13 protein-coding genes are annotated in these 13,535 nt (G+C 47.4%); 3 read left to right on the plus strand and 10 right to left on the minus strand.

Annotated features, from left to right (window positions below):
* Positions 1-173: 173 nt before the first annotated feature.
* Together AACR11_RS25610 and AACR11_RS25615 are read right to left on the minus strand one after the other, a co-directional pair.
* The gene (locus AACR11_RS25610) at positions 174-1,907 is read right to left on the minus strand and encodes a hypothetical protein (protein ID WP_029790550.1); all 1,734 of its coding nucleotides are present in this window, start codon (positions 1,905-1,907) and stop codon (positions 174-176) included.
* A gap of 9 nt (positions 1,908-1,916) precedes the next feature.
* Complete coding sequence (locus tag AACR11_RS25615; RefSeq protein WP_029790549.1) at positions 1,917-2,381, minus strand: CesT family type III secretion system chaperone; 465 nt, start codon at positions 2,379-2,381, stop codon at positions 1,917-1,919.
* 541 nt (positions 2,382-2,922) lie between these two features.
* Between AACR11_RS25615 and AACR11_RS25620 the strand changes: the two genes are divergently transcribed.
* The gene (locus AACR11_RS25620; protein ID WP_005448966.1) at positions 2,923-3,531 is read left to right on the plus strand and encodes a YitT family protein; all 609 of its coding nucleotides are present in this window, start codon (positions 2,923-2,925) and stop codon (positions 3,529-3,531) included.
* A 151-nt stretch (positions 3,532-3,682) separates the two neighbouring features.
* Here AACR11_RS25620 and AACR11_RS25625 read toward each other — a convergent pair whose 3' ends face one another.
* Positions 3,683-4,132, minus strand: a complete 450-nt coding sequence (locus tag AACR11_RS25625; RefSeq protein WP_029790548.1) for a DUF302 domain-containing protein — start codon at positions 4,130-4,132, stop codon at positions 3,683-3,685.
* Between the two features lie 212 nt (positions 4,133-4,344).
* Between AACR11_RS25625 and AACR11_RS25630 the strand changes: the two genes are divergently transcribed.
* Positions 4,345-6,336 (plus strand): peptidase U32 family protein, encoded by a 1,992-nt coding sequence (locus AACR11_RS25630; RefSeq protein ID WP_029790547.1) that lies wholly within the window; start codon positions 4,345-4,347, stop codon positions 6,334-6,336.
* Positions 6,337-6,368: 32 nt separating this feature from the next.
* A complete protein-coding gene (locus AACR11_RS25635; RefSeq protein WP_029790546.1) occupies positions 6,369-6,764 on the plus strand; it encodes a hypothetical protein in 396 nt (131 codons plus the stop codon).
* A 123-nt stretch (positions 6,765-6,887) separates the two neighbouring features.
* Here AACR11_RS25635 and AACR11_RS25640 read toward each other — a convergent pair whose 3' ends face one another.
* Genes AACR11_RS25640 through AACR11_RS25670 form a run of 7 tightly spaced genes read right to left on the minus strand, consistent with a single transcriptional unit; the run spans position 6,888 to position 13,529 of the window.
* The gene (locus AACR11_RS25640; RefSeq protein WP_005448957.1) at positions 6,888-7,742 is read right to left on the minus strand and encodes a tagatose bisphosphate family class II aldolase; all 855 of its coding nucleotides are present in this window, start codon (positions 7,740-7,742) and stop codon (positions 6,888-6,890) included.
* Positions 7,733-8,842 (minus strand): N-acetylglucosamine-6-phosphate deacetylase, encoded by a 1,110-nt coding sequence (nagA, locus tag AACR11_RS25645; RefSeq protein ID WP_079325244.1) that lies wholly within the window; start codon positions 8,840-8,842, stop codon positions 7,733-7,735. Before nagA ends, AACR11_RS25640 begins: the two co-directional genes overlap by 10 nt.
* Before the next feature lie 59 nt (positions 8,843-8,901).
* Positions 8,902-9,786, minus strand: coding sequence for a PTS N-acetylgalactosamine transporter subunit IID (gene agaE, locus AACR11_RS25650; protein WP_009696601.1), 885 nt, complete (start codon positions 9,784-9,786; stop codon positions 8,902-8,904).
* Positions 9,776-10,552, minus strand: a complete 777-nt coding sequence (gene agaW, locus AACR11_RS25655) for a PTS N-acetylgalactosamine transporter subunit IIC (RefSeq protein ID WP_005448948.1) — start codon at positions 10,550-10,552, stop codon at positions 9,776-9,778. Before agaW ends, agaE begins: the two co-directional genes overlap by 11 nt.
* A 16-nt stretch (positions 10,553-10,568) precedes the next feature.
* Positions 10,569-11,042: a PTS N-acetylgalactosamine transporter subunit IIB gene (gene agaV, locus AACR11_RS25660; protein ID WP_005448946.1), complete on the minus strand. Its 474-nt coding sequence runs from the start codon at positions 11,040-11,042 to the stop codon at positions 10,569-10,571.
* Between the two features lie 22 nt (positions 11,043-11,064).
* A complete protein-coding gene (locus AACR11_RS25665; RefSeq protein WP_005448944.1) occupies positions 11,065-12,222 on the minus strand; it encodes an SIS domain-containing protein in 1,158 nt (385 codons plus the stop codon).
* Positions 12,219-13,529, minus strand: coding sequence for a D-tagatose-bisphosphate aldolase, class II, non-catalytic subunit (locus tag AACR11_RS25670; protein ID WP_029790544.1), 1,311 nt, complete (start codon positions 13,527-13,529; stop codon positions 12,219-12,221). Before AACR11_RS25670 ends, AACR11_RS25665 begins: the two co-directional genes overlap by 4 nt.
* Positions 13,530-13,535 lie beyond the last annotated feature (6 nt).

Raw genomic sequence — 13,535 nt, forward strand, 5'->3', positions numbered from 1 at the left:
TCATCAACACAGTACCGATGCTGCACCAAGGGGCAGTGAATGTATTGGAAAAGCCGAGTGTATGGTTCAGCGAAAGTAACCTGGGTATAGATTTCGGGAAGGTTGCCCGAGCTAGAAAGAAGAGGTAGAGCGTGCTGACCATATAAAGTTCAACACGCTCAAGGGGGGTTCAGTTACTTAGTGAGCATCTCAGCCTTAACAGCCTGCCACGCTTTATGCTCGGGTGTGGTCAGGTGGATAGGACCAAACGTACGCTCTGGGATGATTTTATCACTCAGCCTTTCTACCTCTCTAGCCACAAAGCTGCTAAACCAGATCTGATTAGGCATTCCGGGCCAATACTCGGTGAGCTGCTGACGCAGATTATCCAGCTCGTTCAGGCGACCTTTGATCTCGTTCAGCGCCTGATGCTGTGGTTTAAACAGCAACCGGGTGAACCAGTTTGAAGAAGCCTTCTCCATGTTGGTGACTTTATCTCTAAGTTCTGTCAGCGCCTGCTTTACAGGAAGCCGGGTAACCGGAAGGCCTTTCTCTCTGATCTCTGCTGTTATCGGCAACTGCTCTAGGTTGAGTTCTATCTCTCCGGCAAGACCGCGGTTTTCTCCGCTGACAGCTTTGACCATATCCCGCAGTTGCGTTAGTGATTCGTTACCGTGCAGCGGGGCGCTGGTCATTCTGGTTATAGGGACCGAGCGGAACTCTAGCTCCGGCCAATTTGTTCTGGCGTGCACCTGCAGATGACGGGCGAGTTTAACCCGAGCCATCAAAGCGGGCTGTTGATCCCGAGAGAGTTTGATCTCTTTGGTCAGCGCGGCTTTTTCACGGTTCTCAAGTATCAGAAGCTTTTGTTGTTCGGCCTTTTCTGCAGCTTTAATCGCCTCATCACTCGGCGCGCGAGTTGTCAGCCGGTTGCTGCTGTCCCACTTCAGGTAGTGGCGCAGTGCGCCAGTTTCACTCTGCACCGCTTTTTTGACCAGATTTACCAGGCTGCTTGAGCCAGCAGAAAAACGGGTATCAAAGCCCCGGTGACCTTTAAGCAGCGCTTCGAGAAATCCTTTCAACTCCTGGCGATCTTTAGGACAACTCAGCTTCATTTCGCCGTTTGCCACATTTAAGAAACGGCTGAGCATGGGATCGCCGCTTTCCAGTTGCGTTTTCAGTTTCTCCTGGTGTGAGGCCGCTTTCTTGCCAGTGAGCAGGTAGTCGGACAGTATCTGGTTGATACCGTCTGAGATCATATTACGTTCACTGGAAGTAAATTTAATCTCAGTTTTCGGTGGCTCGGCAGCAGGAGCCGGCGCGTTTTTTGGCGCTGCTTCAGCTTTTGTTTCCTGAGGCTTAGCTTTGGTTGTCTGCTCCGCTTTAGTCACCGCTTCGGCAGGCAGTGTTTTAGCGGCTTTTACCTTGCCGTGAGAAAGGCGCAGGTACGAGCCCAGAATATTGTCTTTGCTCTCTAAAGGTCGGGTTAACGCTTTATACATAGAGCCGAACCTTGAGTGACCTTCTAGCATCAGGTTAAACATTTCTGCCAGTTTTTGCGGCGAGCGGGGCAGTCTGATGACCCTGACTTTTTCCTGATCATCTATGGTGATCCGTCCCTTGATCTCTTCCATCTCACAATATCCGCGCAGAAACTCGCCATGCTTCTCCGGTTTATTGTCTACATATTGTTGCAGTGCGCTGCTAAAAGCTTTGGCAAGTGGCGTGAGATCCTCATCATGGATGCGAGGCGCACTCTGCAAACCTACAGGGTTCTGGCTTAGCGGCTCACTCATACTCTGTGTTGAATGCGCAGCCCCCGGAAGTTCTGTTTTAGATTTTTCCAGTTTCGGCGCCTGTTGCGGTGCACTCTGATGTACCTGAGAGACACCTTTAAACAAGGTGTTGAGAAGTTTAGTTACCGGCATAATGACTCCTTAACCTTTTAACAGGTGCGCGTCGCAAAACAGAGAAGGTGCTTTAGCCTCTTCTTTTAAAGGGGCTTGAAGAGCGTTTCTGGCATCAGTCGCTGTGGTAATAAAGTTGCCAAGCAGGTTCGCCAGTAGTTCCAGCTCCAACCCTTCAATCGGGTGCTGGTAGCGCAACAGAACCTGATCGCCTTGCGGACTCAGGGCGTAGTGTGCCTGACGCAAGACGGGGTTTTCAAAGTTGTGCTTAAGAAGACGGGTCAGGTGGCGTTCTCTCTGCACCTCCGACAGAACCCCTAATTCTGCAAGAAACTGAAGGTGGTTGCTTCCCGCTGCCATATCGATTGCCAGCTCGATGCCTTCTTCAGTCAGCAGTGCACAACGTCCAAAGTTATCAAGCTCTAAGCAGTCCAGTTGCCAAGTGTTACCCAACTCGAGAAGCAGGTTGTTCAGAAAGGTTTGGTCGGCCGTCATCAGCACCTCCAGATACAGTCGGGGAATGAGTGTTCAGACTACCGCGCATGCAAGGGGAATTTCTTTCATTATTAGGCAAGGTTTTTTAGGTTTATTAAGCAAACGCTGATGCCAGTGGGCACGCTATTTGACCGTTTATCGCAAGCCTTCTGTTGCGCTGGATACATAATATTGCGGCTCTGCAGCTTGGTACTTACCTCTATTCACCCTGGATATCAGAGACGCTGGCTAAAGGCGTGTTAGTTCTTGTGCTGGTGCGCAGCGGACTTGTAATGCGGAAGCAAGGAAAGGTAGTAAAGTGGTTGCCGATGCGCTGTTGAACAAAATGCGTACAGCAAAGAGCAACATGCCCTAGCTTAATGTGTAAAGTCTGTTAAACAGTTAACATCCGCGCAATCTAGGTCGAAAACTCGACATCAATCACTTTTCACGACATTTTATTCAGCGATTTATCATTATTTGGTTGGCATTTTGCTAACCGCATCCGTTTTGGTTTCGTACTTACAGCTAAAACGGCTTTAAAACCAAGGAAAATACTTTTATGGATAAAGATCATAGCCTTAGAGAAAACCTCTTGGCTTTGACGCTCGGTAGTGCGTTGGTGTCACTTGGGGTTATCTTCTTCAGCAAGGTGGGATTGCTCACTGGCGGAACGGCCGGTTTGGCGATCTTCCTTACCAAGGTCAGTGACTTCAGTTTTGGCCAGATATTCTTCGCACTGAACCTGCCGTTCTACATTCTCTCTGTGATGCGCATGGGTTGGCGTTTTACCATCAACACTTTTATTGCGGTTTCGATCGTGTCTTTTGCGGTAGACCATTTGCACCATGTGATTGAGATTTCTCGTATTGAACCCGTGTACGCAGCGCTACTCGGTGGTGGTTTGATTGGCATGGGCATGCTGGTAATTTTCCGCCACAAGATGAGTTTAGGTGGCTTCAACATCTTGGCGCTTTTTCTTCAGGAACGCTTTGGTATTCGAGCAGGTAAAGTACAAATGGCTCTAGACTGCACCATCGTAGTGATGTCGCTGTTTATCGTTGATGTTTACTTGATTGCTCTTTCTGTACTTGGCGCTGTGGCGACCAACTTGATCTTGGCGATGAACCACAAACCTGGGCGTTATCAGCCCAAGCCGCAGCCAGTATAAACGCAATAAACGACGAACTTAATCTTAGCGTTCAACAGCAGCTAAAAATAAAATCCCCGAGCAATATCTCGGGGATTTTTGTTTTCAAAATTAATGTAGATGATAGCGTCGTAAGCTTAGATAGCGATGATAAGCCCCTATTCTACAAGCACTATTTTGCCGCTGCACCGGTTAGCTTACTGAGTACGCCACTCACCTTCGTCAGCACTTCATCACACCCTTCAATACCATGGCGCTCTTTTAGATACATTGGGTTGTTGTAAGCAAGCCATGTCTTACCTTCTGCATCCTCATAAACCAGCACTTTTTGCGGTAAATCAATCGCCACTTCTTGTGCACATTGCATCAATGGCGTCCCTACTTTTGGGTTGCCAAACACGATCACTTCTGTTGGTCGTAGCGTCATATCGACCTTCGCCGCATTCTCTTGATGGTTCACGCGAGCAAACACATTCAACCCTTTACCCTGAGCAATCTGAACAAATTTATTTGCTGTATCTTGCACCGAATGCTGGCTTGCAACGCGGATAACACTCTCTTCTGCTAGGGCCGAAAATGACGCCAGAGCAACGACCAACCCAACTGTGATTACTTTTACCATCTGCCAGTTCCTTATTTTTACTATATCCAAAAATTATATACCCAAGTCACCGACTCGCGAGCATGTGGACTCAGGTCATGACTTCCCGTAATCACAATAGACCGACCAACAAGCAATAATTGATTCAGATTAATAAAGCGTTAATCAATCCAACATTAAAACTGTGAAGCACATAAAATACGCAACCTATTTTATTGAGTAAGAGTTAACTAGTGACACGCGATCAATTTGAGTTATTAGCGCCAGGTGGCGATTTAGATTCCATTAAAGCGGCCATTGCTGCAGGTGCCGATGCCATCTACTGCGGACTTGACCGCTTTAATGCACGTAACCGCGCAACCAACCTCACCTTAGATAACTTGAACGGCGTATTACAGTTGGCGCATCAGCACAATTGTAAAATTTTCCTCACGTTGAACGTGTTAATTCTGGAAAGCGAAATTCCTGCTATCGTTCGCTTACTTAGCCAGTTGAACAACACCGCGATTGACGGCGTAATCGTGCAGGATCTTGGTCTTGCTTACATTCTCAAGAACCACTTCCCAGAGTTAGATGTACACGCTTCAACCCAGCTCAACACTCACAATGAAGGACAGATTCTGTTCCTCAATCAGTTGACAGCGAGCCGCGTGAACCTCTCTCGTGAACTCAATATCCATGAAATAAAACACTTGGCTCAGTTCGGTCGTCAGCACAACGTGATGATGGAAGTGTTCGTGCACGGCTCTTACTGCATTGGTTTCTCTGGCATTTGCTACATTAGCTCAGCGCGTAATGGTGCATCGGGCAACCGTGGACGCTGCAGTCAGCCTTGTCGTGAGCAATACGAGACAACCAAGACAGGCAACAGCTACCCGCTCAACATGAAAGACAACTCAGCTTTTGGCGATCTAGAAGCGCTTGCCGATGCAGGTGTGTATTCATTGAAAGTAGAAGGTCGCATCAAGAAGTCCCACTACGTTTACACCGTCGTCGATAATTGGCGTAAGCAGATTGATCGCTTATGTGATGGCGTAGAGCTGTCGAGCGACACCACAGAGTTGTACACCGTATTCAACCGTGATTTCTCCAACGCATTTTTGCAAGGCGACTTCGGTAAAGCGATGTATATCGACAACCCACGCGACCATGCGGTGAAACACTTCTCAAAGATATACAAATGCGAATCCGCGGACAATGTGCAAACAGTGAAGAAGAAGCTGTACGACGACAAAACCGCAATCATTGAAAAAGTCGCCGAGAAGACGCAAAACTTCGACGTCACGGCTACACAAAGCTCAGGCAGTAGTTTAAAAGGCGCCATTGATGTACCAAGTTTACCGACGCTACCTCAGCCACAAGAGCGTGAAGGGGCAGCAAAACTATCGGTACTGATTTCGTCGCTAGAAGATGCTTCGCTGTGCAAATATCGCGATGTCGATGTGTACTTTCAACTACCAATGGGATTGGCGAGCGAGTTAAACGCTATGGTCGACTTATTCCAAGAAAACACGGCGTTGAAGCCTTGGTTCCCTGCAATTTTGATTGGTGACGATTACCAAGCTGCACGCAAGTTCTTAGAAATTATCCAACCAGAGCTGCTGATCACCAACAACTCTGGCGTAGGCTTACTCGCTCAAGAGCTTGGATTAGGTTGGGTTGCAGGTCCACAAATGAATACGGTGAACTCATACTCGTTTAAGTGTTTGCAAGAAGAATTCGCGGCACGCGGAGCATTTATCTCAAACGAGCTGAACATGAAGCAAATGCGTCATATTAAACGCCCACACAACATGCGCAGTTACTACAGCATTTACCACCCAAATACGCTCTTAACCAGTCGCCAATGTTTGTTCCAACAAACCGAAGGTTGCCGCAAAATCAAGGTTAACAAAGGTTGTTTGAAGCGTTGTGATAAACGCACATCAATCATCAACCTCAAAGACAACCCATATGTGGTACAAAAGCAAAAAGGCAGCCATAACGCAATTTACAGCGAACATAACGTGCTGAACCTGCAAGTATTGCAAGATTTGCCGCAGCTGTTTACAGACGTGTTGATTGACCTACGTGATATCCAGACAGAAACCAAAGTCACAATCACCAAACCTGAGCTAATAGAGGCTTTTTCAACGCTGCTTGATGAACACAATGAGCAGAATCTAGACGCTCTGAATGTTGCGATTCACCCTACTGCTAATGCTCAGTATTTAAAAGGCTTATAAGCGAATAGAGCAAGATTGCACTCGCACAATTTATGGAAGACTTATACCCAATGAAGCAAGAAACGCTCAGCTACTTTGATGATCTGAATTACAGCGTTGTGACGCAATCAGAAGACGTCTATGAGCTCACGCAAAACCGCACGGGGTTGACGGTAGAGCTCAACTTCTCTGCTCTTGGTAAAGGCAAATTGCCCGCAGAAAGCGCGCAAAAAACTGATAAGAAACTTTATTTTATCGATATTGATGACATCGAAAACATCGGTTTTGAAGCACTCGAATCTTTTGTCATCAGGCTGAATGAACATTGTTCCATGGTGGTGTTTGAGGAAGAATTCTTTGAACAAAGCATGAAAGAGATGTGGATGTTCTTATCGAATGATCCACGTGATCGTGACGTGTTCAACTACAGTAAGTTCTATCGGGCTTAATACCCACATCATAACGGTTGAAATGCCATAAAGATAAAAAGGTGCTAGAAGACCTAGCACCTAGGTAAACATGTCATCGGGGGGAGTTTACCAAATATAATCAGTTGTTAGGGTCAACAGACCCTAGAGCTTTCCTTCACTTCCGCACATATGGATCTTATCCATCACCACCTGTTTCATCGCCGCTTTACCAGGCGTGATGTATTTACGAGGGTCGTTTGCGTCAGGGTGATGCGCAAAATGTTGTTTGACCGCATTTGAGAACGCGATCTTCAGCTCAGTCGCCACGTTCACCTTGCACACGCCAAGGTCAATACAACGACGAACCATTTCATCAGGAACACCTGATGCGCCATGCAGTACTAACGGAATATCGACAACACCACGGATTTTATCTAAGCGGTTAAAGTCGAGTTTAGGCTCCGCTTTATACAAGCCATGAGCTGTGCCAATTGCCACAGCTAACGAATCAATACCAGTACGACGAACAAACTCTGCGGCAGAAGCTGGGTCGGTCATTAGTGCATCGGCACTGTCGACAATCAGATCGTCTTCTTGACCGCCTAAACGACCTAACTCAGCTTCGACACTTGCGTCGAATCGGTTACAGTATTGAACCACCGAGCGCACAATCTCTATGTTCTGATCAAACGCATAATGCGAACCATCAATCATTACAGAACGAATACCGTGATCGACCTTAGTACAAATGTCTTGTAGGTCTTCATGGTGATCAAGATGAAGAACCAACGGGATTGAATGCTTATGTGCAGCTTCTTTACAAATACTGATCAGGTAATCGGTACCCGCATAATCAAAAGTTCCCGGCGTGCCTGCGAGAATCACTGGAGAGCCCATCTCTGAAGCGGTTTCAACAATGACTTGGACCGTCTCTAAGTTATGAATATTAAATGCAGGCACCGCATAACCAGCTTGTTGAGCACGTTTTAGCATTTCACGGGAAGAAATTAGATACATAAAGCCTCCTGACTTGATACGGATGCATCAAACACAAGACGCCCATTGACCCAAGTTTTTACAATTGAGAAATCTGATTTAACAGCGACCATAGATGCACGCTTTCCGGCTTCTAGGGTGCCTAATTGGTGTTGCAAACCTAACGATTGAGCCGGAGTTAACGATGCCATCAACCAAGCTTGCTCTAGTGGGATGTTTAGCCATTTATGAATATTTTTAACTGCTTGCGGCAAAGTCAAAGTGCTGCCTGCCAAGCTTCCACTTTCTGTAGTAACGACGCCGCCTTTCATTTGCACTTCGTATTCACCAAGCGTGTAGCGACCATCAGGCATGCCTGTCGCACTCATAGCATCGGTAATCAGCGTCATGCGTTGACCACAACAGCGATGCGCGACATCTATAGCAGCAGAGTGAACGTGATGCCCATCGGCAATCATTTCGACATAGCTATTGGGGTGGATAAGCCCTGCCCCAACGACTCCTGGATCTCGGTGATGTAGACCACGCATGCCGTTGTAGCAGTGGACAATGCCATTTGCGCCCGCATCCAACGCCTGTTTCACTTGGTCGTAACTCGCATCAGTATGCCCAAGCATCACGTTAATACCCTGTTTATTCAGGTAACGAATCGCATCGATTGCCCCACCTTTTTCTGGAGCCAGTGCGACGGTGACGAGCTGGTCATCACAATAAGAAATCCACTGCTCCAACTCTTCGAGCGATAAATCTCTAAACCATGTCGTCGGATGCGCGCCGCGATTCTTCTCGGTGAAATAAGGTCCCTCTAGATACGCACCTAAGATCTCAGCCGCCATCTGCATGTTTGTTCCCGTTACAACCTGGACATCGTCACGCTCTTGACTGATCAGTGATGCGGTACGAAAAGGTGTACCTCCCAACAAATCAGTCAAGAAAACAATACCTTCGCCAGAATCAACTTCATTAATCGCCTCGCGCATTGACACTTCCAGTTGCGGAGTCGTTGCCTCTTCTGGAAAGTCGATAAACTTAAATTGAGGTTGCTCCCCAATAACCTGAAACACCGCTTTGGCAAGACCGGAAGCAAACCCTCCGTGACCAGATAGAATTACAGCAATCATTTACGTTTCCTTAATGGGGCAGAGCACTCCACCCCAATGTTTTGTGTGTCCAATGTGATTTATAAGAAACCCATAAAACGCCCAACAACGCCTAACACCACGGTGATACCGATAAGTTTTAGCGGGCTCCAACCACGCTTGACGAGCGCGTACATAGCTAGGGTGTAGACCAATGGAAGAAACGCTGGCATGAGTTTATCGATCACATCGCCTTGCAGTTTCACCACGGCATCACCGGCGGTAATTTCTGCGGTCGTCGATAGACGAACATAAGTCGCCACCAAAGCACCTATCACCGTCATACCTACCATCGAAGCCGCGTGTCCGACTTTCTTCGTGTTGGCTTTGATAACAGGGATAGCAGCAACCCCCATGCGATACGCATAATGTGCGAGACCAAATCGCAGACCAAAATGCACCACGTTAAACAGCACAATAAAGAACACCGCACCCATGATGGAGCCTTGCAGCGCAAGGTCTGCACCGATACCGCCACAAATAGGAAGAAGAGTCAGCCAGAACATCGCATCACCGATGCCACCCATTGGTGCACCAACCGCAATCTTAGTGCTCTGAATACTGCTGACGTTTTGCTTGGAGCGTTCCATCGCCAGAACGATCCCCATGACAAATGTCACCAAGAACGGGTGAGTATTGAAGAACCCCATATGACCTTGCATTGCTTTAGATAGGTCAGCTTTATTGGTGTGAATCTTCTTCAGCGCAGGCAGTAGTCCGTACAACCAACCAGAAGCCTGCATACGTTCGTAGTTGAAAGACGCTTGGAGTAACAGCGAGCGCCACGCCATACGATTGATGTCTGCTTTGGTTAGATCTGCACCAATCTCTTTATTTTCATACTCATCTTCAGCCACGCCAGGAGCTGGCTGCACATCAACATTTTGGTTACGAAGGTCGAGTTCGTTACTTACATTAGATTCCATCTTCAAAGTCCTCAGCAGGTGCAGTTACAGGAGTGGGTTCCGTTTTACGCATGAAGTCGATAATGGCCATGGCCGTCGCAGCCGCGGCAATCGCTAAGATTGGCAGTTGAAGCCAAGCTGCAGCGACGAAGCCAAGGATGAAGTAAGGAATGTAGGCGTTCTTCATCATGATTTTCATCAAGACAGCAAAGCCTATTGCAGGCATGATGCCACCAGCGACGCCTAAGCCATCAATGAGATCTTTCGGCAGTACTTCAACGATTTTCCCTGCATGTTCAGCCCCAAGATAAACGGGTAAGAATGCACACAGAAAGTAGAAAGAACCGAGTACAGCAAGTGCCATATAGTTCACGCGTTCAATACCATTGGTATCCGCATTTTGTGCGTACTCGTCACACTTAGACATGACCGCAGACATTGCAGAAAAGAGCAGCGTAATGCCCATCTGTACGGCAACGGCGAAAGGCACAGCGACACCAACCGCAACATTTGGCTCGACTTTGGTTGTAATCGCAAAAGCCGTACCCACGATGGTGCCGATGATAACGTTTGGTGGTTGAGCCCCCGCAAGAGGGGCAAGTCCCATCCAAATCAATTCAAGCGTACCGCCGACCAAGATACCGGTTTGCAAGTCGCCTAAAATCAGACCAACAAGTGGACCAAGCACCACCGGACGGTGGAAGTGAGTAAGACCATTAAATAAATCTAGGCCAGCAAAAAAGGCTAAGATGCCGAGCATCAAGGCCTGTAAGAGTCCTATTTCCATGATTTCTTTCCTATTGTTAGATAAGAGTAAAGAGGTCAGTCGCACTTTCAGTTGGCACCCCTTGGATCGTGCATTTCACCCCTAGTGCTTTTAATTTTTCAAACTCCGCAACGTCTTCAGTTCCGACTGAAACCGTCTTGGCAATTTGCTTTTTCCCCTCAACGTAGTGCATGTTTCCGACGTTGATATTGCTAATTGGCACACCACCTTCCACCAATTGGCGGAAATCTTTTGGTGTGCGACAAACCATTAGAATTCGTTGGCGTTCAGCCGCTTTATGGATGGTGTCGATGGTCTTTTTCACCGTCCAAAATCGGATTGCGATGCCATCTGCTAGCACCATCTCCATTAAGTTCTGTTGAATGGTGTCTTCTGCTACCTCATCGTTCACAACGACAATAATGTTGGCATCCGCAAAACCTACCCATTGCACACCCACTTGCCCATGGACGAGGCGCTCATCAATACGACTTAACACGATATTTGGCATGGTCTATTCCTTTTCGAATCCGTTACTTGTTGAATGGGTAGATGGTGACACCTTGCACCACACGATTGACTTCACCGGTTGGGCACGGATTGTCCGGTCCAAATCCCAGTTGAAGTGATTTTTCAAATGCCAACATTTGGCAGAAGAGAATGAATGGGAAGCACAGCCACTGATCGCCCAAGTCCAATCTCCCAAATTCAAAAACATCGTCTTCGTTGAGAGACAGTTCTGTGAGAGCAATATGAGCTAATGCTTGTTTGTCGCGACGGATCTCATTGAATAAATCCAGATCGTACCCACGGGTATAAGCGTCACTTGATAGCAACTGGATCACGACCGCTTTATCGTTAATGGTGAATTTAGGGCCATGGCGGAAGCCAAGAGATGAGTCGAAAGCCGTCATCACTTTACCTGCACTTAGCTCAAGCGATTTGAGTGATGCTTCACGGGCAAGCCCTGCAAAACCACCACTACCAATTACGATTAAACGCTCATAAGGCTGGCTGGCGAGCGCCTTAATAGCAGACTCCCATTGCTCTAACTTGGCTTCGCAAAGTGCTGCTACCACTTCAATTTGTTCATGCCATTGCTTTGGAGATTGACCACCAAATAACGTCAGCGTAGACATCAACATACAACTGAAGCTTGATGTCATCGCAAAGCTCTTATCATTTGAGCCTTCAGGCATGATCACGCAGCAAGCATTTTGTGCAGTTCGAGCGTAATGAGAGAGTTCCCCGTCACGGTTACACGTCAAGAACAAGTGATGACAATGAGGAACAAGCTGATCGACAAGAGCAACAGCAGCAACACTTTCCGGGCTATTACCAGAGCGGGCGTAAGAAACGACCAACGTCGGACGACTTGGGTCCAGATACTGTTCCGGGTTTGACACTAAATCCGTGGTTGGGATGGACTCAACTTGAAATCTCAGCCCCTCTTGAATAAATGGTGCTGCCGCATCGCCGACAAATGCGGATGTGCCCGCACCAGTCAAAATAATGCGTAGGTCTGGCTGCTCAAGCAGAGGCGTTAGAAAATCGCGGATTGCCTCATACTGCTCTTCTAAAATGGTAGAAAGTGCTCGCCATAACTGAGGTTGATGACTGATTTCTTGAGCCGTATGAACACCATTACGTTGTTCTAACCATGGCAACTCATAGCCTAAAACTGAACTCATTTGGTCGTCTCCTTGCTAGCCACTGAATTGGCGTAACAGGCTTCGGAATAGACTTGTGTCACTTCCATAATCTTGTGCACGACAATCTCAGCAGGTTGATTTTGAATTTGATGTTGAGAAATTGCCTTAGCTTGGTTGGGTAAATATTGGCTAAGGATTGTGATTGGCAGAGGGTGAGCAGCTAAGTTGTCAAACAGAGCTTGCTGCGCCGCTTTAACCTCTGGATGATTCCAGTAGTAACGGATGCGATCACTCAAGCTGTAGCTGCAATCGAGATATTGTTGATGCCCTTTGCTGGAGTAGTGAGAACGCCAATAATTAGGTTGCTCTCTCATCACTTGTTCTATGGTTTCGCGTAAGTGAGAAGCATGATGAGCGCCTAACCACTCTTTCTCCGCAGAGTCCAGACCATACAAGGCTTCACGCAAAGCAAATGTGAGAGCTGGACCGACTTTGAGAATCGCAAAATGATCGCGAATCAGTTGGTGATATGCCTCTGGGTTTTGGTAATCCGTAGAATGCGCTTCGAAGACCAGATTTGGTTGGCTGTCGATCATATTGCTTAACGATCGCGCTGCCGCACTGTGGTAGTGATGTACTGAGTGGTGATCAAATTCCACTCCTGGTTGCACCACTAAGCCAATCACACGAGGCCAAACATAGCTAAGCCCGATATCACTGAACGTTTGATGATGAGCATTTAGCGTTGCCAATGCTTCTTCCGCTTTCGTCACTTGAATACCTTCTTCTTCAAGCGACTCAAGAGCACCACCTGGCGTTGGAACTTCCGTGCCAACCACATACACTGGCGCTTCACCACCGACCGTTTTCCAAGCTTGCTCTGCCACCAAACATAACTGGGCAGCACGCTGCGCCATTAGTTCTTCACTCAGCGGTATCTCATCATCGGCACAAGGCATTGAACAATCGAGATGAATCTTCTTAAAGCCCGCGCAAACATAGTCTCGAATCATTTGCGCTGAATATTCCATTGCTTGGCTTGCTGGCAAGTGCTGCCAACAGTTAGGACCAAGATGATCGCCACCCAATACCACGTTCTCAGCAGGAAAATTAACCCGCTCAGCCAAATCAAATACGTGGCTCGCGAAATCTTGTGGCGTCATTCCGGTGTAGCCACCAAACTGATTAACTTGATTTGACGTTGCCTCAATCAAAACCAGTTGCTCATTTTGCGCAGCCTGCTTTATCGCAGCTTCAAGTACTAAGGGATGAGCAGAACACACAGCATAAATACCGGTAAGCTGACCTTGTTTGTGTTGCTCGATTAGGGAAAGTAACGCTTTCATTTTGAT

Source organism: Vibrio sp. L85 (assembly GCF_963871815.1).
GTDB classification, from domain to species: domain Bacteria; phylum Pseudomonadota; class Gammaproteobacteria; order Enterobacterales; family Vibrionaceae; genus Vibrio; species Vibrio harveyi.